The sequence below is a fragment of the Pseudomonas sp. Ps21-P2 genome (assembly GCF_039672565.1).
Lineage (GTDB): Bacteria > Pseudomonadota > Gammaproteobacteria > Pseudomonadales > Pseudomonadaceae > Aquipseudomonas.
The window spans coordinates 3,581-23,768 of sequence record NZ_JBDFPL010000012.1 but is presented as its reverse complement, the minus strand read 5'-3'; the positions used below and the strand labels follow the sequence as shown (position 1 = coordinate 23,768).

Below are 20,188 nucleotides of genomic sequence, written 5' to 3'. Positions count from 1 at the left end.
TCTCCAGGCACTCAAGCGGCGTACTCGTTATCCAGCGCGTGCGGGTCGTCTTCGTGATCGCTCTCGAAGTCGTCTTCCAGGTCGAAGCGCCCTAGCACTTTCACCTGCGCCGCATTGCTGATTTCGGCAAACGACAGCACCGGCACGTGATAGAACTCCTCCTGCAGCAAGGTCCGCAGCGGGCTGCGCAAATCCTGGGCGACCAGCAACACCGCGCGCTGGGCGGTGCGCAGCGGGAAGGCGATGTGCAGCTGCTGCACCAGCAACTGGCTGGTTTCGTTGTCCAGCGCGAAGAAGGTTTCGGTCTGGGTCTGGCGCAGGCCGTCCCGCAGAATGCCTTCGCTTTCCGGTGTCAGTACCCAGACCAGCAAGCCTTCGGGGCCGCAGTACTGGTGGTAGATCTGCGATTTCAGGGCGATACGCACGTAGTCGGCGAGCACCGTGACTTCGCGCTCGTGCTGGCCGTGTTCGATGAGGGTTTCGGCAATAACCCGGATCGCCCGCAGCGGCACGCACTCCGAGGCCAGGCGTTGCAGCACCGCCGAGAAGCGCGCCAGCGGCAGCACGCGCTGCATTTCCTGGGCAAGCTCCGGCTGCTCCGATTCCAGCCAGCCGAGAATCGCTTTGGTCTCCTGCAGGCCGATGAACTGCGGTCCGCACGACTGCAGCACGCGTTCCATGCGCTCGATGATCAGCGTGGTCGCGTCGATGCGTTCGATGTGGGCTTCCTGCAGTTGCGGCGCGTCGGTCGGCAGCCACAGCCACTGACCTTCCTCACGCTCGAGGCTGCCGTACACCGCTGACTCCAGCGAGGCCGACTCCGGCAGGCCTTCCACTGAACGCGCATCGACCGCCACGTGGGTCTGGCTGAGCGTGGCCCGGAGCAGGGGCACTTCGTAGACCGAAAAGCGAAACTCGTCCGGCGGCAACAGCTCGCTGGTTTCGATGATGAACGAGGGCAGGGTCAGGCCGTATTGCACCACCAGCCGATTGCGTCGCTGACGGATTTCGCTGACCAGCGCTTCGATCTGCGCAGGGTTCTGGCTGGGGTGAAACTGCATCACGAACTGACGGCTCGGGGAGAAGGTACGCAAGTCCTCGCGGCCGTTCATTTCCGGCGCGACGGCCACCGCCTGGGCCTGCTCGGCCTTGGGCTTGGCGCGGTGCAGCTGGAGCAGGCCGCCGACGCCGCAGATGATCGAGATGACCACGAACACTGCCGTCGGCATGCCCGGCAACGCCGCGAAGCCGAGCATCGCCACCGCCGCGATGATCCACGCCTTGGGCTGGCTGGTGATCTGCTCGGCGATCTCCCGGCCGATGTTGGCTTCAACGCCGTTCTCGCCACTCGGCACGCGGGTGATGATCATGCCGCAGGTGACCGAAATCAGCAGGGCCGGAATCTGCGCGATCAGGCCGTCGCCGATGGTCAGCACGGTATAGACCTGCAAGGCGTCGCCGGCGGTCATGTTGTGCTGCACCACGCCGATGGCGATGCCGCCGATCATGTTGATGGCGACGATGATCAGGCTGGCGATGGCGTCGCCGTTGACGAACTTCATGGCCCCGTCCATGGCGCCGAACAGCTGGCTTTCCTTGCCCAGTTCGGCGCGCCGCTTGCGCGCTTCGTGGACGCTGATCAGGTTGGCGCGCAGGTCGCTGTCGATGGACATCTGCTTGCCCGGCATCGCGTCGAGGGTGAACCGAGCGCCGACTTCCGCCACCCGTTCCGAACCCTTGGTGATCACCAGAAAGTTGACCACGGTGAGGATCAGGAAGATCACCAGGCCTACCGCCAGGTTGCCGCCGACCACAAACTGCCCGAACGCTTCGACGATGTGCCCGGCGTCCTGATTGAGCAGGATCAGGCGGGTGGTGGAAATCGACAGCGCCAGACGAAACATCGTCGTCAGCAATAGCACCGCCGGAAAGGTCGAGAACGCCAAGGGGCGCGGCAGGTGCATCGCCAGCATGATCAACAGGCAGGAAATGCAGATGTTGATGGCGATCAGCACGTCCACCAGGCCGGTGGGCAGCGGGGTGATCATCATGAACACGATGGCGATGACCACGAACGCACCGACGATTTCCGAGCGGCGCATGGCGGCAAGCGCGATCGCATTGAGCAGGTTAATGACACGATCCATCAGGCGAGGCCCCCCTGGAGCTGGTTCTGTTCCTGCCGAGTCAGTTCGGCCATGAGAATGAGCAGGTTGCCCAAGGCGTTCTGGCGGCTTTTCAGGTCGCGCCAGAGCAGAATCGGCAGCTGTTGCAGCATGGGCCGCAGCCCGTTGAGAAACGCCAGTTGATGCTTGAGCTGCTTGCCTCCGATGTGTTGCGTCAGCTGCAGGGTTTCGCCCAGGCTCATGCCCTTGCCCGACAGCGCCAGCAGGTGTTTGAGAAAGGCCGCCGCATCCACTTGCAGCCCGGGATTCTTGTTGCGCATGCGGCCCAGCAGATGCTCGCAACTGCGCAGCAGGGTGGTGACGTGCCGCGCGGTGTTCAGGCCGTGCATCAAGGTGCGCAGTTGCGCCGGCGAGGTGGACGGGGTGAGGGATGAAAGATCGTCGGCGAGGGCGCTGCGCATGTCCCGCAGGTTCAGCTCGAATTCGCCGGGCTCTTCCTGTTCGTTGATCAGCGCGTCGATCAGCCCGGTGATGTTCTGCTGCCCGGCCACCGCCACGCTGTACAGATTGCGCAGGGCGCCCCGGCGCTTTTCCGAGGTCGGTCGGGAAAACGCCTTGGCGCTGTTGATGCCGGCCCGGGTGCGCTTGCCGTATTGGCGACGCAGTTGCTTGAGCTGCTGGCTCAGCACCACGTGCTCGCCCATTTCACCGTCGGCCTGGGCCTGCTTTCTCGCCGCCTGCAGCATCACATGGGCCTTGGCCGGGTCGCCGTCGGTGTAGCTCAGAATCTGCGCCAGGCTCGACGCATTCTGGTTTTGCAACTGCTTGCGCAAGTTGCGCGCGGCGTCGTCGAGGCCTTTGTCCTGGCTGCCCATCAACAGCTGATACAGCTCGCCCAGTTTCACCGCCCGGGATTGCAGCGCGTTGCCGCTGGCCAGCAGCTCCCGCTGACTGAGGCTGCGGCTCTGCTGAACCAACGCCGAGGCGAACCGCGCGACCTGTTGCGGCGAGGTGCCGTTGACGTTCGGCGGATTGACATGCAGCGGCGCGGGCGCAGGCGCCTGCATTTTTGCCGGCGCGATCGCGGGTGTTTGCAATGCCTGTGGGGCAATGGGGGCGGCGATCTTCATAAGTCGGCTCTGGATAGCTCGGTTCGGGGCCTGGTCATGGGTCCTGAGTGGAGCGCAGCCGCAATGCGGTTCCATCTATTTGTGCGCGGACGTGGGGCAGACCGATCTGTGCCAAATCTCGTCGGAGAAACAGTGTGTTCGCGCAAAGATTTGCACAGCGTTGTTCTTATGATTTTTATTTGTATATAAAAATCAGAGGTTTACATGATTTCCATGGATGGCACGCATATCGCTATAGGGCTATTACACTCAAAACAAGGAAGAGCCCTGATGTTTTCCAACCTTGCGATTCTCGATATGGACTCCCCGGCGCGCCGCCCCGCCCAGGGGATACGCCACCTGACCAGTGATCAGATCAAGATGATTCGCGGCTTCATTCAGAAGCGGGTCATGAACCCGGAAGATGTCGACGACATTCTGCAAAGCACCTTTCTGGAAGCGCTGCGCAGCGAGCACAAGTTTCAACACGCAAGTAAACCCCAGACTTGGCTGTGCGGCATTGCGCTGAACCTGATCCGCAATCACTTTCGCAAGATGTACCGCCAGCCGTATCAGGAAAGCTGGGAAGACCACACCCACTCCGAACCCGACAGCCATGGCGACATCGGCCATCAAGTCGACGGCCATCGTCAGTTGATGCAGGTGGTCAGGGCCATCGGCACGCTGCCGTCGAACATGCAGCGGGTGATCGAAGTGTCGCTGGAAATGGACGGCAATTATCAGGAAACCGCGTCGTCCCTCGGCGTGCCGATCGGCACCGTGCGCTCACGCCTTTCCCGGGCCCGGGAGCAACTCAAGCGGCAGATGGACCCGTTTGCCTGAGCATCCAGTGGGGCTGGCTGGACGCGAACTGTGTAGGACCGACTTCAGCCGGGAAGGCGTCAGGCGTCACGCCGCAGGATGGATGGTGTTCACACAGGCCTCTTCCCGGCTGAAGCCGGTCCCACTAAAAAGCAGCAGCCCGCTCGGTGTCCGAGTAACAAGCTGAAACATTTATCGGAACCGACGCGGCGCAGCAGCCACACAGTTGCCATCCTTCACGCCCGGATGACGACTCATGCGTATCTTAAGCACCCCTCCCAACGCCGCTGCTTCCCAATCTGCTGGCGCCGATACCGCCCAGGGATTGCCGCTGACTGACGCCAAGCCGGCGCTGTTACTGAAGGGGGGCGTCGATCCGACTATTCGCTTCGGCGCGTCGACCCAGCCATCGCCGGCGAACGGTGCCTTTGTCGGCAATAGCCTTGGCAGCACAGGCGCTGCGGGCAAGGCTCAGAGCATCGAACAGCAGCTGCTGTCATTGCTGACCCAACTCACGCAGCTGTTCAAAGGACAGGCGCCGTCGTCTCCCGAATCCGCCACGTCATCCCCCGACGCCGCCGCGCAAAACGCACCCGCTTCCGGTGCCGTTCCCGCAGCCAGTCCGCAACCTGCCGCTCCAGTCACGGCCGCTGCCCCCGCAGCGCCGGTCGAGGCTGCAAAACCCGCCGAAGCTGCTCAATCCGAAGCACCCAAAGCCAGCGAAGCCGCGTTTCTCGATGATTCGAAATACTCGTCGCCCAAGGAGCTTGAACGTTGGGCGCCAATGGTTGCCAACCTCCCGCCGGACCAGCGCGAACAGGCGGCCAAAGAGCTGAATCGACCCATCGCCGCCGCGCGCATGGCCGCTGAAAAAGGCCCGGATGCGGCCAAGGCCATGGACTTCATCAACGCCAACCCGTCGCTGAAAACGGCAGTCGATACCGGCAAGCACGGCGGCAAAGCGGACGGCAAGATCACCGACGGCGATCTCAAGGCCTTCGCCAAGAACATGCAAAAAGCTGCCGACAGCGCGGACAAGGACATTGCCAACTACCAGAAAGACCATCCGGACGCCGACCCTCAATCCCTGGAAATGGTCCGCAGCGCCGCGTTGATGCGCGCCAACGAACCCCTGACCAAGGCCGCCGATCCCAAGCATGCCCTGGGCGCCGACGGCAAAACCAAGGTCGATGGCCTGACCAGCGCCGACGGCCTCAAGGCCATTCAGAACGACAACCCGGGCCTGGCCGGACCTCTGAAGCAGGCGGCGAAAACCTGGTCGCAACCCGGCTTTCTCACGCAGATCGATCAGGGCGGCCTGAGCGGTCGTTCGCTGGCGGCCCACAGCCCGGACAAGCTGTTCAGCGCCAAGAACATCAGCGACTGGATCAGCAAGCAGGCCCCCACTAACGGCGGCGAATTTGCCAGTGTGCTCAGCGATGCCGCCACCCTTAACTCAGTGGCCAATGTCGATATTTCCAAGTTGGGCAAGGACGTGTTCGACAACCCGTCCGCCTACAGCGGCGAACAGAAAGCCGCGGTCATGATCAAGCTGCAACAGACCCAGCAGAGCGTCGTCGCCGGCCAGGACCTGCGCAAGACCGGCAAGACCGAAGAGGCGTTGAACGAGAAGATCGGCCAGCTGCAAGCCGATCCTGAGGTGCAAGCCTTCCTCGACAAACAGATACCGCAGCAGTCGCGGGCGCTGGTTGCCAGCACGCCGTCGTTGCAGAAGGCCGTCAACGAGCAGATGCAGAAGGTCAACAGCGGCGAGGCCCTGCAAGCGGACCTGAACACGGCTGACAAGGGCACCAAAAAGGACAAGCCGAACGCCGATTACAGCAGCGCTGTGGGCGGATTGTCGGCGCAGTTGCAGATGCAGAAAGACCTGCTCGGTGACAACGCGAACGTGCCGACCGCGCAACAGGTACTCGGTCAGCGGCCTGATCTGCAGGGCAAGATTCAGGACTCGTACGTGCGTAACTTCAGCGAAGGCGGCGCCGTCCGGCAGTTGCTCGATCAGAAGAAAGCCGACGGTGAAGAGGCATTGCAAACCGCCGACGCGCAGAAGGCCGCCTACGACAGCGTGCTGCCCGACACCTTCGTGCAGAGCCAGCAATCGCGCTATGTGGATTCGACCTTCCACCATCTGGAAGACACCAAGAGCGGTCGCAAGGTGCTGGAAAACGCCAAGGGCGATAAAGACCACGCGCCGTCGATGGCCGCACAGGTCGCCTCGAATATGGGTCCTTCGGCGCTGCGCTCGGTGGCAGGCTTTGCCTCGGTGTCAGACATGCTCGCCCGCGGCGACAAGACCGATGCCGCCAAGACCATTTACGACAGCACCAAATCCGGCCTCTCTGCGGCTAAGCACGGTTATGACGCCGTGGCGAAATCCGCCGGGCGCGCGGGGCTGGGCGAGGTGGCGGCGAAAGTTAGCGGTCGCGTTGCCGGCATGGTCGTGGGAGAGGCAGCAGGTTTGGCCGCCGGCGCTGCCATTGGTGCGTCCATTCCGGTGATCGGCTGGATCGCCGACGCCGCCATGAGCCTGGGTTTCGGCATCTCCGCCATCATCGAAGCCGTCAAGAAACACAAGGCCCAGAAGGCCTTCGATCACAACGTCGACCCGGTCCTCGATCAGTTCGGCATCCCCAAAGCCCATTGATGTTTCCTGACCCGAAAGAGGTAAGTGATCATGAGTATCGGTATTTCCCAGTTTCGGCCGTTGAGCGATCCCGCCGCCCACCCGGATTTCTCCTCCCTGAGCGGCAAGCCCGGCCAGAGCAATTCCCTGGGCGGTGGCGGCGGCGCCGGTCAGGCCCTCGACGCCAGTTCGATCCTGTTTGCCCATGCCGGGCAGTCCCAGGTCAACTTCGGTTCCCCTCAAAATCAGGACCCGACGACCAACGCCGCTAATCCCCTCACAAGTGGCGCAGACCAGAACGGCATCGCCCAGCAACTCATGGCGTTGATCATCCAGTTGATGCAAATGTTGATGCAGAACAACCCCAATCAGACCGGCAATCCCGCTGCGCAGAATAATGCAGTGACCGGCGGCGGGGGAGGTGGTGGCGGCGCGACCGAGGGTGCAGGCGGTGGCGATGGTGCTGGCGTGGCGGAAGGTGCCGGCGGTGGTGCCGAAGGTGCTGGCGCTGCTCAGGCGGCTGCAGCGCCTGCGGCCAATGCTGGTGCGGTGTCGAACGATACGTCTCTCAGCGGCTCGGGCGATTTGCATCTGCCACAACAGCTCGAGCCCTATCGCAACGACATCATGGATGCGTCCAAGGCCACCGGCGTACCGCCGAGCATTCTGGCCGGACAGATCTGGGCAGAGTCCCGTGGCCAGTTGGGCCAAGACACCACCAACGTCAACGGCAAGACCGATGCGGGCGTGATGCAGGTCAACGCCGACACGTTTGCGGCCCTCAAGCGAGACAACCCCAACGAGCTCGGCAACGCCGACGTCAACAACGCCCACGACAACATCATGGCCGGCGCGTTGTACATGCGTGATCAGAAAGCGACCTTCGGTGACTGGGATTCGGCGCTGCGCGCCTACAACTCGGGCCCGGACAAGGTCAACAAGGGCAACCTCGCGGATGCCGGCGGCGTGGGCGATCCGAAGTACGTCGAGAACGTCATGAACTTCGCAAAAATCATCGAAAGCGGTCAGGGGCAATTGCCGGCCTGATGTTCGGTGTGAATCCACGGGGGGCGGGGCGCGCACATGTCGCGCTCCTTCCTCAGCGTGAAGTGCCTCCGACCCACATGGGCGTTAAGAGATCAGAGCCTTTTCCATGAACACGCTGTTGGGATCATCCTGGTAATCACCGAATGGCCCTCGACGCTGATACCCGTTGCGCTCGTAAAACGAGATGGCTTCGTGTTGCAGATACCCGGTCTCAAGCATGACTCGCCCGCAGCCTCGTCTCCGAGCCTCATCTTCCAGAACACCCAGAATCCTGCCGGCAAGGCCCTGCCCGCGGAAGGCAGGTTGGGTGAACATCCGCTTCAGCTCGCCGTGAGTCGCGTGCACCACCAGCGCCCCGCACGCCACGGCCTCTCCATCGCTGGAGCGGGCAACGGCGAAGCCTGTATTTTTCGAAGAAAGCGCTTTTATATCGATGCCATGATGACTCTCAGCCGGGTAGAGAGGCACCTGATAAGCATCAAGCGCTTCGATGAGGGCGATCACTTCCGACTGGTCGGGTGATTCAAGGGAAACGGTGGGTGAGTTCAAACGCCTGCGCTCCGTTGGCCAGATGCCAGATCAATGGGGATACCACGGATATTCGCCCTATCACGTCCCATGAATCAATCCACGCCAGTGGAGCAGTAACCGCCTTTGTGCATTCCAGGCAGGATTGCCCTGCCTGGAATTCATGCTTCATCGATTACGAGTGACCCGCCATACCGTATTCGCCAGGTCGTCGGCGATGATGAGTGCACCGCGCGGGTCCACCGTCACGCCGACTGGCCGCCCGCGGGTTTTTCCGTCGCCACCGCGAAAGCCGGTCGCAAAGTCAATCGGCGCGCCGTTCGGACGGCCATTGCTGAACGGTACGAAAACGACTTTGTACCCCACCGGATTTTCCCGGTTCCAACTGCCGTGTTCTCCAATGAACACCCCTTCGGCGTACTTCTCGCCCATCGCCGGGATGGAAAAATCCACACCAAGGGCAGCGGCGTGGGAACCGAGGCTGTAGTCGGGTTTGATGGCGGCAGCGACCATTTTCGGGTTCTGCGGTTGGGCTCGGGTGTCGACGTTTTGACCCCAATAGCTGTAAGGCCACCCGTAAAATCCACCCTCGCGAACCGAGGTCAGGTAGTCCGGAACCAGATCCGGACCGAGTTCATCGCGCTCATTGACCACCGCCCATAACTTCCCGGTTTGCGGCTGGATGGTTAAGGCCGTCGGGTTGCGGATGCCGGTGGCGTAAGCTCTGTGAGCACCGGTCTCGGCATCTACCTGCCAGACCCTGGCCCGGTCGAGTTCGACCTCCATACCGCGCTCGGTCACGTTGCTGTTCGAACCGATGCCGACATACAAGGTGCGCCCGTCGTCACTAACAGCCAGTGACTTGGTCCAGTGGTGGTTGATTTCAGCGGGCAAGTCAGTGACTTTGATCGGTGGGCCGCTGGCCTTGGTCTGGCCCTCTTGATAATCGAAACGGACCAATTCGTCCTGGTTGGCCACGTACAATTTGCCGTTGGCAAACGCCAGCCCGTAGGGCGCGTTGAGGTTTTCCGCGAACACCGTCTTCGTCTCGAAGACGCCGTCACCGTCTGCATCCCGCAGCAAGGTCAGGCGATTGCCGCCTTTGACCTTGGTGTTGCCTTGGGCCTTGATGTACCCCGCGATCACGTCCTTGGGTTTGAGTTTCGCGGCGTTTCCGCCACGGCCTTCAGCCACGAGGATATCGCCGTTGGGCAGCACAAGCGTCTGGCGGGGAATCTGCAAGTCGGCGGCGATGGCCGTCACGCTATAGCCCTCAGGTACGGTGGGCTTCTGGTCGCCCCACAACGCCGGTTCGGCAATCTTCATGCTGGGTAAAAGACCGCGCTGGGCAGCCGGCAATTTTGGATCGGGCCCCAATGCCTGGGTGGCATCCCCGGCGTCACCGCAGCCACTTAACAACAACGCGACGCTGATCGCGGTCAGTTTGATCGAGTGGCTCATTGTCCTTCTCCCGAACGGATGCTGGTGAGTCCCAGCCACGCCGTCACGGCAATCAGCAGCGTGGTCAGTGCGGAGAGAACGAGGCCCGACGGCATGCTGGCGAAGGCATCCTTGGCGTGTTCAAAGGCGTTGACGAGCCCCAGTGCCCAGGTCACCACCAACAAGACGAGGTAGACCACGGGGCGCCCGGCTTTGCGATCGGCCCGGATCAGATTGACCAGCGCGAACAGTACGGCGAGTCCGCAGAACACCAGCCCCCCGGCGATAAGCCAGGACGCGAAGTTGCTCCATTGGATCTGATAGGTCTGGTAGTAGGTGATGTCGCTCAGCAATGCGCCGAGAAACAGCGGGACGGTGCCGGCCAGCAATATCGCGTGTAGCGGGCCTGGCGGGTTTCGGTAGACAAGATGGGCGGTAGTGTTCACGACGGCTCCCTATTTTACTGACGCTTATGCTGTGCAGATGAACTGACCCATCAGGGCCGCGCAGGGTGCGCATCGTTTGGGATCAATTGGTCAGGAACATAGTTCACGTTATTTGGGCGTTCCGAATATGCAGTTACAACTGCGCATTCGGTGGCCACGGAGGTGAACCGGACGTTACCCATATGGCCACTGATGTTTAGCGTGACGGCCGACCCGCGCCAAATGCCTCATCGACCCGCGCCAACTGCTCACCGGTCAGGGTGCCGGCGTAGTAATGCAGCTTGATCCAGGCCATCAAGTACTCATATCGAGTCTTGGCCAGGTCCTGACGGGTGCTGTAAAGCTGTTGTTGCGCATTCAGTTCGTCCAGGTTGACCCGCTCGCCACCCTTGATGCTGTATTGCGTGGACACCACCAATGCCTCCGCTGAAGCCAACGCCTTGTCGTAAGCACGGATTTTCCGTACGCCCGTGGCACAAGCGTTGAACTGTCGGCGCAACTGGATCAACGTCTCACGGGTTTTGCCCTCAAGGTCATACTCCGCTTGCTCCAGGCTACGACTGGCCTGGCGGCTGGAGGCGCTCACGCCACCACCTGCGTACAGCGGCAGGCTGATTTCCAGGCCAATGGTATTGGTGTCGTAACGCTGGTTGTAGGTATTGCCGCTGTCGGATTCCATGCTGCGCACCGTGGCGTAAGCGTTGAGCTTGGGCAGATGCCCGGCGACGTTGCGTTTCACCTCCTGATGCGCGACTTCCAGCAGCTGGCGCTGGGAGGCGAGGTCGGCGTTCTCACTCAAGGCGATGGCATTCCACGCTTCGTACGTGGCGGGCGTCAGCGCAAGGAAGTTGAACGGCGTACGCAGAGGCGCCAGTTCGTCGATGCGCACCTCAGGCACGCCGATCAAGGCCCCGAGCTCGCGCAACGCTGCGTCCTGCTCATTCTGCGCTTCGATTTCCTCGGCTCCGGCCAATTCGTAACGGGATTCGGCTTCCAGGATGTCGGTGCGGGTGCCTTCGCCCTGATCGAACATCTGTCGGTTTTGCTCGAACTGCCGCTCGAACGCCTTCTTCTTTGCCTCGGCAATCTCGATCTGATCGCGACTGAACAGCGCCTGGCTGTAAGCGGACAACACCCGCACCAGCAACTCCTGACTTTTGCCTCGAAAGGCCTGGTCGGCAAACAAGGCCTGTGCCACACCCTTGCGGTAGTTGGCGTAGGCCTCGTAGTCGATGATCGGCTGCTGCACGCTCAGCGTCGAACCGAAACTGTTGTAGTGACGGTCCTCGCGGGAGTTGGGGCGATCGTCGCTTTTGTAGGTGGCCCTCGAGTCGTTGCGTCCCTTGTTGTAGTTCCAGGCCACGTGGGGCAAGAGCCCGGCACGGCCGATATTACGATTCTCCAGCCCCGCGTCACGCTCCTTCATGGCGCCGAGGAACACCGGGTCGTTACGCAAGGCCTGCTCATAAACGTCAAACAAGCCCATTGCCTGGGCCTGCATGTTGGCGCTGATCCACAGCAGTGCTGCCAGCCAGATTTTCATGTACCGAAACATCCTATTCCTCGGTCAGTGCCATTCCTGCGCGATCCATCAAAGGCTTGAACAGGTAATTGAGAAGAGAGCGCTCGCCTGTGCGCACGAACATCTGCGCCGGCATGCCGGGTTTGATCACAAGGCCCTTGAGTGTGGCCAGCGCCTGGTCGGTGACAGTGCTGCGCACGATGTAGTACGGCTGACCACTGCGCTCGTCGAGCAACTGATCGGCGGAAATCAGGCTGACCGTGGCATTCACGCGCGGCGTACGGCTCTGATTGAACGCGGTGAAGAGCACATCCACTGGCAGCTGTTCGGCCACCTTGTCGACCATGTTCACCGGCAGGTGGCCTTCGATCTCGAGGCCCTCGCCCTGGGGCACGATTTCCAGCAGCGATTCACCGCCATGCACCACCGCGCCTTCGGTGTGCACCGAGAGGTTCACGGCAATGCCATCGGCCGGAGCGTTGATTTCACTGTGGGTCAGACTGAATTGTGCCGAGGCCAGTTGCTGGCTAAGCGTGATGCTTTTCAGCTCGGCATCGGCCAGTTGCCCGCGCACTTCCTTTTGATACTCCTCGACACCTTGCTGCAGGCTCAGCCGTGATTGCTCGATTTGCTGAGCGACCCGGCCTGTGTCACCGGTGTTCTGTGCCAGATCACGTTGCACCTGAGACAGTTGCCGGTCGTAGTCCATCAAGCGGTTGCGGGCGATGTAGCCTCGTTCGGCCAGCGGCCGGAGGTTTTCCAGTTGCTGGCGCAAGGACTCGGCCTGGGCTTGAAGGTCATTGCGCGCCTGGCGCATGCCGGCGAGTTGGGCAATGCCACCTTCGATGCTTGCATGGATGCCTGCCTGGGATCGCTGAAACGCCTGATGACGGCTGCTGAACAACTGCCGCTGGCCTTCCAGCACGCCGAGCAGCTGTGGAGACGCTTGCTGTAACAGGGCCTCGGGAAAGCGTACCTGCACACTGCCGTCTCGTTCTGCCTGGAGCCTGGCGATGCTGGCCTGGGCCAGTTCGTACTGGGCACGCAACGATTGCACGTCGGCCTGCACCTGGGTGTGGTCAAGCTGGAACAGTGGTTGGCCCTGATGCACTAATTGGCCCTCGCGCACCATGATGCGACTGACCACGCCGCTGTCCACCGACTGCACCGCTTTGCGCTTGCCGGAGACCACCACTGTGCCAGGCACGGCGATGCCTTGGTCGAGCGGGGCAAGTGCAGCCCAGAGGAAAAAGCTGCCGGCACCGAGCAGGGCCAGCCACCAGCCTGCGCTGACGAAAAACTGTGCACTGCGTTCGGGTTTGATGATGTGTTCATTCATGGCGCTGGCCTCCTTGCTGCGCGCCAAGCTGGCGACTGGTACTTACCCCTTGCACCCCTTGCACCCCTTGCACCCCTTGCGACCGTTCAGGCGCAGGCTGGGTACCGGAGAGCGCTTTCAAAACATCACGCGCCGGGCCGAACAATTGCAGCCGTCCGTCGTTGAGCACCAGCAGACGGTCAGCCTGATTCAGTACGGCAGAGCCATGGGTAATCAGAATCACCGTGCAACCGCGAGCCTTGAGCTGCGCGATGGCAGCGGCCAATGCGGCTTCGCCGTTGCTGTCGAGGTTGGAGTTGGGTTCGTCGAGCACCACCAGCTTCGGCTCGCCGTACAGCGCACGGGCCAGCGCCACGCGCTGCTTCTGACCGCCGGACAGCCCGGAGCCGCCATCGCCTAACTGCGTGTCATAGCCTTGGGGCAGACGCAGGATCATTTCGTGCACGCCTGCCAGTCGGGCTGCGGTCACCACCTGGTGCGGATCGGCGCTGGTAAAGCGTGCGATGTTGTCGGCAATGCTGCCACTGAACAGTTCGATATCCTGGGGCAGATAACCGACATGGGCGCCCAGCGCGGTCCGGTCCCAGCGGTGCAACTCAGCACCGTCCAGACGAACCACCCCGGCCAGGGGTTGCCAGACTCCGATCAAGACCCGGGCCAAGGTTGACTTGCCAGAGCCGGACGCCCCCAGCACACCGAGGGTTTCTCCGGCATTCACGGTGAAACTCAGTTGCTGCAGCGTCACGGTGGTCCGCCCCGGTGGTGCGGCACTGAGTTGCTCGACACTGATATGCCCGGTGGGAGCGGGCAGGGGCATGGGCGTCGGACGTTCGGGGTGGGCGATCAGCAGGGCGTCGAGGCGCTGCCATGCCAGCCGCGCGGAACTCCACTGTTTCCAGACCGCGATGAGTTGATCGATCGGGGCCAGCGCACGACCCATCAGGATGGAGCCGGCGATCATCATGCCGCCGCTCATCTGGCCTTCGATGACCAGCAGGGCACCCAGCCCCAGCACCAGTGATTGAAGGCACAAACGCAGGCATTTGCTGAACGAACCGATCAGCGCGCCGATGTCGCTCGCCCGGTTTTGCCGCTCCAGAAAACGGCTGTGCACGGCGAACCATCGCTGGCGCAACGGTACCAGCATGCCCATGGCCTGGATCGCTTCGGCATTATTCAGGTGGCTGCCGGACAACTGGCTCGATGCAACAGAAAAGTGCCCGGCCTGGGCCAGTGGCTTGCGGGTCAGGGTTTCATTCAGCCAGGCGAGGGCGATCAAGATCACCGCACCCACAGTGGCAAACACGCCCAGCCAGGGGTTGAAGAGAAAGATTACCGCCAGGTAGATGGGGAACCACGGCGCATCGAAGAAGGCGAACAACGCCGGGCCGGTGGCGAACTGCCGGACCAGGGTCAAATCGCCCAGGGCCTGTGCAGCATTGCCTTCGCCCAGGCTGAGGTTGCGTTCGAAAGCCGCCTGGTACACCTGCAGGTTCAGGCGTCGCTCCATATCGCTGCCGATACGGATCACCACAAAGCTGCGTATGGCTTCCATCAGCCCGATGAACATGAAAAAGGCGACGACCATCACGGTCAGCATCGCCAGCGTGGTTTCGTTTTGCGATGACAGCACCCGGTCGTAAACCTGCAACATGTAGACCGAGGGCACCAGCATTAACACGTTGATCAGCGCGGTGAAGGCGCCGATGCTGAGCAGGATGCCTTTGTAGGCCTTGAGCGTGGCCCACATGGGCGCGCGCGGCAGGGGGCTTGGCCGGCCTTGGGTCATGGGGGTTCATCCTTGAAAAAGAGTCAGGAGCGTGGGGTGGTGCTTGCGGCGTCGCGTTGCAGAAAAAGGGTGCGGCCGTCGGGCAGTCGGGCCATGTAGAACCCTTCTCGCTGGCGACCCATGTGCACCAGGAGTTCATCGTGGTTGTCGACCAGCGCGATGCCATCAGGCGTCGGGTACCAGGTGGCCGGTGTGCCGCCCAGCCAATGGCCGGCGCAGGCCAGATCCCCGGCAAGCTGTCCGTCCTGTTCTTGCAGAATCAATGTGCAGGGTTTCTGCGCATCGTCCTTGGGGTAAAACTGCCAGGGACCGGCCAGTTCGGCGGGGCTCGCGAGACGTAGGCTGCTGGCCATGAGGGGGGCTCCGCTTAAGGTGAAAAGCGTCGTGAACAGACACGCCGCGGTCTTCCAGTTCATTGATCTGCTCCGGATCAGGCAGGGACGGCGTTTGCACGCCGCCCCCTCAGGCTTAAACCACGATGTCTGTCGTGGCGGCCTGGCCTACGGTGTTAACCAGGAAATCGGCCGCACGGTCACCCGTGAAGTCAATCGACAAGGCGCTGCCGGTGCTGATCTGGGACAACACGGCCTGACCTGCCGTGCCGCTGAACGCACTGACGAACGTCAGCGGAATGTGGCTTGTCGCAAACTCCGGCATGGCCGACAGATCGATTTTGTCCTGACCGCTGACAAAGTCCATGATCTGGTCCGGGGTCGACGGCCGTGAGTCGCTGCTGGCCGCGAATACAAACGTATCCGCGCCCGTACCACCCCACAGTTTATCGGCACCGCCGCCACCGAAGATGATGTCGTTGCCGGCACCGCCACGGAGTTCGTTGGCTGCGCCATTGCCAATGATCAGGTCATTGCCCGAGCCGCCAATGGCGTTCTCGATGACCACACCTTTGGCAATGGACACGTTGCCCACCAGGCCGCCGACATCCGAAAACGAAGCCTCGTTGAGGTTGATTTTCTGGTTGTTGGTGTAGCCGGAGAAGTCCAGGGTGTCCTTGCCACCGCCATCCCATACCGCGAACACCAACTTGGACGACGAAGACGTCGCCGAGTAGTAGTCACGATCTGCCGTGGAGTTGAACCCGTAGGTGGTGTCTGCGGCGCGTGTCGCGAGATTGGCACCGTACAGCTTTTGTACGGCGGTAATATCGTCGAGCAGGGGTGCCGAAGCGTAGGCCCCTTTGGCGTTCTGGCCGGTGTTGGTTTCGCTCCAGTAGCTCATCACGCTGTAGCCGCGAGTGTCCTGGGCGTAGGTGGCATCGGCATAGGTCGGGTTGCCGTTGCCGGCGTTGTAATCGCCGGGGTGCGACAGGCCCAGTGTATGGCCGATTTCGTGGGTGAGGGTCTGGCGCCCGTAATTGTTGGTGCCAGGGTTGGCGTTGACCTGGTAGCTGCTGTTGATCATGTACCAGGACTGACCTGCATACGATCCGCTATCCGGGAGATAGGCAAACGCCGCGCCGCCGTTGTCACCGCTGTAGTTGCCGAACGTCATGTGCCCGTCACCGCCGGAGTTGGCTTGGGTGAAGGTGACTTTCGCTACATCGGCCCACGACTGCATCGAAAGCTTGGCCTGGGATTGTTGCAGTGCCGAAAAGGCGCTGAACGTGCCCAGGGTGCGATCGAAATCGGCGGGTCGGCTGGTCAGGAAGGTGTAGGTCAACTCGATGGTGCCGCTCCTGTTTGAGTCTGCCCATGCGGCATGGTCGCGCAAGATGTAGTCGGCTGCCTGGTCCACCGTGTACGACGGTTTTCCATTGATCGGGCTACCGCCTCGGTCGTACTGGTGGCTGAACGTGTTGATCTGGTTGTATGCAGCGCTTGGGCCCTGTGGCGTGACGCTGAGGGCATTGAGTTTAAGTTTCGACATTCAGACATATCCTTGTCTGCGTGAAAAAAAACGACCGAATGACCTCAGGTGCGAGGTCATCCAATCACTCGCTTGGTGCATGAAGCGAGGAAAAACTGGCACAGGGTTGGGACGATGGTCCAGCGATTTCATCGAAAATGTATCAAGATTTCTCAAATCTGTAACAAATTCGACAAAAATTTGTACTCAGGTGACACGCTGGCGTTACACCTTCTGAGTTTTGGGGTGGTCAGCAGCCCTGCGCGACAGGGTTGTCAGCGACGGGGAAATTGAGGGTGATTAACCGGTCTTTCCCAGACCGCTTTGATGGGGCAAACGAGTAATGGATGGCCATGCTTCTGTTGGTCTGAACTTTGCTACAGCCCTGTTACAGGCGGCCTCGATCACAGAAAATTGGCGCGAAGGCACTCCTGAAATTACCTTTAGTTTTGAATCGGCATGCCCTACGACGCGCATGCCAGGAGCCGGCGATGAGTACTCTCTCGGAAATTGCAGCATACCTTTTGAAACGCGAAGACAGTCCCGAGAAAGCCGCTGCGCAGGCTGGCCCCCGTGGACCGATGGGTTGGGAACAACTGATGATGCTCTCGAAAGAGAAAGACATCGTGAAGTGGCAGGCCGCGTTGTCCCGGCTCATTGCAGACAATCCCGGTCAGCGTCGAGTGACCGTGATGCGCGTGATTCAGGGCGGTCTGGCCTGACATTACCCAGGGTGTGGTTGGTCCGCTTGTCGACGCAATGTCTCGCAAGCGGCTCCCGCTGCTTCTAGTGGGACCGGCTTTAGCCGGGAATGGGTCATCGGTAGGTCCAGACCGTCCGGAGTGTCCGTTAGCCGCTATTGATCGACATATTGGCGTTAGTCGGCAGGTACATTGCGCGCTAAAGTGACGGGCATGTTCCTGGCACCTTCGGATGACGCAGATGACCCGCCCCCGTTTTCTCCCTGACAACTTCACCCTCATGCTGATCACTGTGGTGATCATCGCCAGCTTCCTGCCGGCCACCGGGCAGGTGGCCGTCGGTTTTGGCTGGCTGACCAACATCGCCATCGCGCTGTTGTTCTTTCTTCACGGCGCCAAACTGTCCCGCGAATCAATCATCGCCGGCGCGGGGCACTGGCGCCTGCATTTGCTGGTGTTCGGGCTGACATTCGTCCTGTTTCCCTTGCTCGGCCTGGCACTCAAACCCGTGCTGTCGCCCCTGATCGGCAAAGACCTGTACATGGGCATTCTGTACCTGTGCGCGCTGCCCGCGACGGTGCAGTCGGCGATCGCCTTCACCTCACTGGCGCGCGGCAATATCCCGGCGGCGATCTGCAGCGCGGCGGCCTCCAGCCTGTTCGGGATATTCCTGACCCCGCTGCTGGTCACGCTGTTGCTGAACGTCCACGGCGAAGGCGGCTCGACCCTCGATGCGATCGTCAAGATCAGCGTGCAGTTGCTGCTGCCGTTCATTGCCGGCCAGATCATGCGGCGCTGGATCGGCGCCTGGGTCGGACGCAACAAGAACTGGCTGAAATTCGTCGATCAGGGCTCGATCCTGCTGGTGGTCTACGGCGCGTTCAGCGAGGCGGTCAACGAAGGCATCTGGCAGAAGACGCCAATCTGGGACTTGGCCGGGCTGGTGTTGGTGTGCTGCCTGCTGCTGACGCTGGTGCTCGTGGCTGCGACCTTGCTGTCCAAGCTGTTCGGCTTCAATCAGGAAGACCGCATCACCATCCTGTTCTGCGGCTCGAAGAAAAGTCTGGCGACCGGCGTGCCGATGGCGCAAGTGCTGTTTGCGGGGAGCACGATTGGGTTGTTGATCTTGCCGCTGATGCTGTTTCACCAGATTCAACTGATGGTGTGTGCGGTGGTGGCCCAGCGGTATGCGAAGCGGGCGGAGCCAGTGGCGGAGTTGATGGCGCAGGTTGATCCTTGATTCTGGTGATCAACTGACTGGCGTGATGGAAAAGCCCCGATGATTCGGGGCTTTTTGCGTTTGGAGTGAGTGGGCCTATTCGTTCGTAAGGTCAATAAGCTCTCGGTTCAAAGCGATAAAATCCACATGGGTTTCATGAGAGAAATTTTCGGCGAAGTCTTGAAGATGGAGGTGTTCCACACCGTATTGCGCCATTTCGTCCGCTGCATTGATCAGGAAGTTTCCTAACGCTCTCATGGTTTCGGAATCCGCGATGATCGATATTTCATCAAGCTGGATGCTTTTATGGCTGCCGGTTGCCGTGCCATGTGCGGTAAACGCTGAGAGATTTTTCATAGCTTGGATTCCTGGCATCGCTTAGTTAAGGGAGTCGTCCCCTTTTAATCCTAGATATGTTGGCCGGTTGATAAAGACGTCGATATCGTCAAGAGCATCTTGGGCTCGGCCAGACAGGGTGCTGTGCTTAAGCTTTTCAAACAGCACGGGAATCACCAGAGATTTATCAATTACTTTATGCATACGGGCAACGTGGCCTATGCATGTCATGGCCAGCCCCCTGACGTCGTCATTGCGATGCTTCTCTATTACGTCTATACACTTAACCTGAATCCATTCCGGATCATCGATATTAAAGCAAAGATATAGAAGCGCATCCGTCGCTACCGTCATATCTTCCGATCGCAACATGGCCTCAAGTTTCTGTTTGTTGTACTGAGGAGTGTTGGTGCTCATTTTTTTATCTTTCCTTTGCCCATTACCATACCGGTTTTTCTCAATGCCGATTGTCGTTCGCTGTGCAAATCACTCCAGTAGAGTACGTGTCTATGAGGTTTTTAGTAATAAAGGGATTTGTCCCCTTAGCCTGGTGCAAGAAATTGAATCATCAGAATTAAAAAGCCGCGCTTTTTAACCGGTTTATATGGGCCAGCCTGCCAAGGCCGCTTGTTACAGGTGCCTGATTATTTGTCCATGACTGCATTTCTCCTGGCTTTGTAGTGTCTCTTTGCAGTGTCGGCCACATCTTCGTCCTCATCACAACACAGCCTTTCAACTATCTCCAAAGGAGTCTTTTGGTTGAGGGCTATTCCACTCCTCACCATGGGGTCAGAGTCTTGCGAAAGGTATACAAACATCTCCAGCGAAAGTTTCCGTTTCCTTGCTATGAAATACCTGCTATCAGGGTGCGACGCGCACAGCTCTTCAAGAATCTCAAGCGGAACTGTTTTGTTATGTATTACCCACTGCACGTAATCGGGATATGCCTTAACGACTTCCCGCCATACTGCGAGAGGCGCTTCCTCCATCGCAGACCTGTCGTATTCGGCCTTGATACGGCTGGCACGGAGGGTCACAAATTCTTCAGCGGACGTAATCATGTTTTACCTTATGTTTAAATTTTACACGTTGCAGGGTCAGCTTCCTTCAGGGGAAGGAGACTCGTAACTTAAGGGGTCCGTCCCCTTTATCACTTCTGTATTTTTTAAAATGTTCGCGGTTGATATTTTAGCTTCAAAGTTTGCTAAGACGTCGGTGCAGTTGAGAGGCCATAGGGGGGGGGGGGGGGGGGGGGGG

18 protein-coding genes are annotated in these 20,188 nt (G+C 60.4%); 5 read left to right on the top strand and 13 right to left on the bottom strand.

Features of this window, described 5'->3' with window-relative positions:
• Positions 1–11: 11 nt before the first annotated feature.
• Entirely contained in the window at positions 12–2,147 is a 2,136-nt protein-coding gene (gene sctV / locus ABEH28_RS24815) for a type III secretion system export apparatus subunit SctV (RefSeq protein WP_346631355.1), read from the bottom strand.
• The gene (gene sctW / locus ABEH28_RS24810) at positions 2,147–3,256 is read right to left on the bottom strand and encodes a type III secretion system gatekeeper subunit SctW (protein WP_282371967.1); all 1,110 of its coding nucleotides are present in this window, start codon (positions 3,254–3,256) and stop codon (positions 2,147–2,149) included. The genes sctV and sctW overlap by 1 nt, the downstream gene beginning before the upstream one ends.
• A 270-nt stretch (positions 3,257–3,526) precedes the next feature.
• On the opposite strand from sctW, the gene ABEH28_RS24805 reads away from it, so the two are divergent.
• From ABEH28_RS24805 to ABEH28_RS24795, 3 genes are all read left to right on the top strand, one after another.
• The gene (locus ABEH28_RS24805) at positions 3,527–4,078 is read left to right on the top strand and encodes an RNA polymerase sigma factor (protein WP_282371966.1); all 552 of its coding nucleotides are present in this window, start codon (positions 3,527–3,529) and stop codon (positions 4,076–4,078) included.
• Positions 4,079–4,313: 235 nt separating this feature from the next.
• The gene (locus tag ABEH28_RS24800) at positions 4,314–6,722 is read left to right on the top strand and encodes a type III effector HrpK domain-containing protein (RefSeq protein ID WP_346631354.1); all 2,409 of its coding nucleotides are present in this window, start codon (positions 4,314–4,316) and stop codon (positions 6,720–6,722) included.
• A gap of 171 nt (positions 6,723–6,893) precedes the next feature.
• Positions 6,894–7,748, top strand: a complete 855-nt coding sequence (locus tag ABEH28_RS24795; RefSeq protein WP_336620239.1) for a lytic transglycosylase domain-containing protein — start codon at positions 6,894–6,896, stop codon at positions 7,746–7,748.
• A gap of 84 nt (positions 7,749–7,832) precedes the next feature.
• Here the strand turns inward: ABEH28_RS24795 and ABEH28_RS24790 are convergent, their stop codons facing one another.
• The 8 genes from ABEH28_RS24790 to ABEH28_RS24755 form a co-directional block, all read right to left on the bottom strand.
• Positions 7,833–8,297: a GNAT family N-acetyltransferase gene (locus ABEH28_RS24790; protein WP_346631353.1), complete on the bottom strand. Its 465-nt coding sequence runs from the start codon at positions 8,295–8,297 to the stop codon at positions 7,833–7,835.
• A 147-nt stretch (positions 8,298–8,444) separates the two neighbouring features.
• Positions 8,445–9,737 carry a sorbosone dehydrogenase family protein gene (locus ABEH28_RS24785; protein ID WP_346631352.1) on the bottom strand — a complete coding sequence of 431 codons (1,293 nt, stop codon included), beginning with the start codon at positions 9,735–9,737 and terminating at the stop codon, positions 8,445–8,447.
• Positions 9,734–10,162 carry a DUF2231 domain-containing protein gene (locus tag ABEH28_RS24780; protein WP_282371962.1) on the bottom strand — a complete coding sequence of 143 codons (429 nt, stop codon included), beginning with the start codon at positions 10,160–10,162 and terminating at the stop codon, positions 9,734–9,736. The genes ABEH28_RS24785 and ABEH28_RS24780 overlap by 4 nt, the downstream gene beginning before the upstream one ends.
• A 196-nt stretch (positions 10,163–10,358) precedes the next feature.
• Complete coding sequence (locus ABEH28_RS24775) at positions 10,359–11,705, bottom strand: TolC family outer membrane protein (protein WP_192174781.1); 1,347 nt, start codon at positions 11,703–11,705, stop codon at positions 10,359–10,361.
• Positions 11,706–11,718: 13 nt separating this feature from the next.
• The gene (locus ABEH28_RS24770) at positions 11,719–13,023 is read right to left on the bottom strand and encodes an HlyD family type I secretion periplasmic adaptor subunit (protein WP_192174780.1); all 1,305 of its coding nucleotides are present in this window, start codon (positions 13,021–13,023) and stop codon (positions 11,719–11,721) included.
• Positions 13,016–14,812 (bottom strand): type I secretion system permease/ATPase, encoded by a 1,797-nt coding sequence (locus tag ABEH28_RS24765; RefSeq protein WP_346631351.1) that lies wholly within the window; start codon positions 14,810–14,812, stop codon positions 13,016–13,018. Before ABEH28_RS24765 ends, ABEH28_RS24770 begins: the two co-directional genes overlap by 8 nt.
• 23 nt (positions 14,813–14,835) lie before the next feature.
• Complete coding sequence (locus ABEH28_RS24760; RefSeq protein WP_192174778.1) at positions 14,836–15,165, bottom strand: AprI/Inh family metalloprotease inhibitor; 330 nt, start codon at positions 15,163–15,165, stop codon at positions 14,836–14,838.
• 115 nt (positions 15,166–15,280) lie between these two features.
• Positions 15,281–16,696: a serralysin family metalloprotease gene (locus tag ABEH28_RS24755; protein WP_346631350.1), complete on the bottom strand. Its 1,416-nt coding sequence runs from the start codon at positions 16,694–16,696 to the stop codon at positions 15,281–15,283.
• Between the two features lie 470 nt (positions 16,697–17,166).
• Between ABEH28_RS24755 and ABEH28_RS24750 the strand changes: the two genes are divergently transcribed.
• Both ABEH28_RS24750 and ABEH28_RS24745 read left to right on the top strand, forming a co-directional pair.
• On the top strand, positions 17,167–17,397 hold the full coding sequence (locus tag ABEH28_RS24750) for a hypothetical protein (RefSeq protein WP_346631349.1): 231 nt from the start codon (positions 17,167–17,169) through the stop codon (positions 17,395–17,397).
• Positions 17,398–17,617: 220 nt separating this feature from the next.
• Entirely contained in the window at positions 17,618–18,616 is a 999-nt protein-coding gene (locus tag ABEH28_RS24745) for a bile acid:sodium symporter family protein (protein WP_192174775.1), read from the top strand.
• Between the two features lie 75 nt (positions 18,617–18,691).
• Here the strand turns inward: ABEH28_RS24745 and ABEH28_RS24740 are convergent, their stop codons facing one another.
• The 3 genes from ABEH28_RS24740 to ABEH28_RS24730 all read right to left on the bottom strand — a co-directional run bounded on the left by ABEH28_RS24740 (position 18,692) and on the right by ABEH28_RS24730 (position 19,992).
• Positions 18,692–18,952, bottom strand: coding sequence for a hypothetical protein (locus ABEH28_RS24740; RefSeq protein ID WP_282371956.1), 261 nt, complete (start codon positions 18,950–18,952; stop codon positions 18,692–18,694).
• A 21-nt stretch (positions 18,953–18,973) separates the two neighbouring features.
• On the bottom strand, positions 18,974–19,348 hold the full coding sequence (locus ABEH28_RS24735; protein ID WP_346631348.1) for a hypothetical protein: 375 nt from the start codon (positions 19,346–19,348) through the stop codon (positions 18,974–18,976).
• Positions 19,349–19,575: 227 nt separating this feature from the next.
• Entirely contained in the window at positions 19,576–19,992 is a 417-nt protein-coding gene (locus ABEH28_RS24730) for a hypothetical protein (protein ID WP_346631347.1), read from the bottom strand.
• Positions 19,993–20,188: the final 196 nt, after the last annotated feature.

Coding starts and splice junctions, on each gene's coding strand:
- ABEH28_RS24760 (WP_192174778.1), bottom strand. CDS start 15,165: ATGGCCAGCAGCCTACGTCTCGCGAGCCCCGCCGAACTGGCCGGTCCC.
- ABEH28_RS24770 (WP_192174780.1), bottom strand. CDS start 13,023: ATGAATGAACACATCATCAAACCCGAACGCAGTGCACAGTTTTTCGTC.
- ABEH28_RS24805 (WP_282371966.1), top strand. CDS start 3,527: ATGTTTTCCAACCTTGCGATTCTCGATATGGACTCCCCGGCGCGCCGC.
- ABEH28_RS24785 (WP_346631352.1), bottom strand. CDS start 9,737: ATGAGCCACTCGATCAAACTGACCGCGATCAGCGTCGCGTTGTTGTTA.
- ABEH28_RS24745 (WP_192174775.1), top strand. CDS start 17,618: ATGACCCGCCCCCGTTTTCTCCCTGACAACTTCACCCTCATGCTGATC.
- ABEH28_RS24775 (WP_192174781.1), bottom strand. CDS start 11,705: ATGAAAATCTGGCTGGCAGCACTGCTGTGGATCAGCGCCAACATGCAG.
- ABEH28_RS24755 (WP_346631350.1), bottom strand. CDS start 16,696: ATGTCGAAACTTAAACTCAATGCCCTCAGCGTCACGCCACAGGGCCCA.
- ABEH28_RS24765 (WP_346631351.1), bottom strand. CDS start 14,812: ATGACCCAAGGCCGGCCAAGCCCCCTGCCGCGCGCGCCCATGTGGGCC.
- ABEH28_RS24750 (WP_346631349.1), top strand. CDS start 17,167: ATGAGTACTCTCTCGGAAATTGCAGCATACCTTTTGAAACGCGAAGAC.
- sctW (WP_282371967.1), bottom strand. CDS start 3,256: ATGAAGATCGCCGCCCCCATTGCCCCACAGGCATTGCAAACACCCGCG.
- ABEH28_RS24730 (WP_346631347.1), bottom strand. CDS start 19,992: ATGATTACGTCCGCTGAAGAATTTGTGACCCTCCGTGCCAGCCGTATC.
- ABEH28_RS24800 (WP_346631354.1), top strand. CDS start 4,314: ATGCGTATCTTAAGCACCCCTCCCAACGCCGCTGCTTCCCAATCTGCT.
- ABEH28_RS24740 (WP_282371956.1), bottom strand. CDS start 18,952: ATGAAAAATCTCTCAGCGTTTACCGCACATGGCACGGCAACCGGCAGC.
- ABEH28_RS24735 (WP_346631348.1), bottom strand. CDS start 19,348: ATGAGCACCAACACTCCTCAGTACAACAAACAGAAACTTGAGGCCATG.
- sctV (WP_346631355.1), bottom strand. CDS start 2,147: ATGGATCGTGTCATTAACCTGCTCAATGCGATCGCGCTTGCCGCCATG.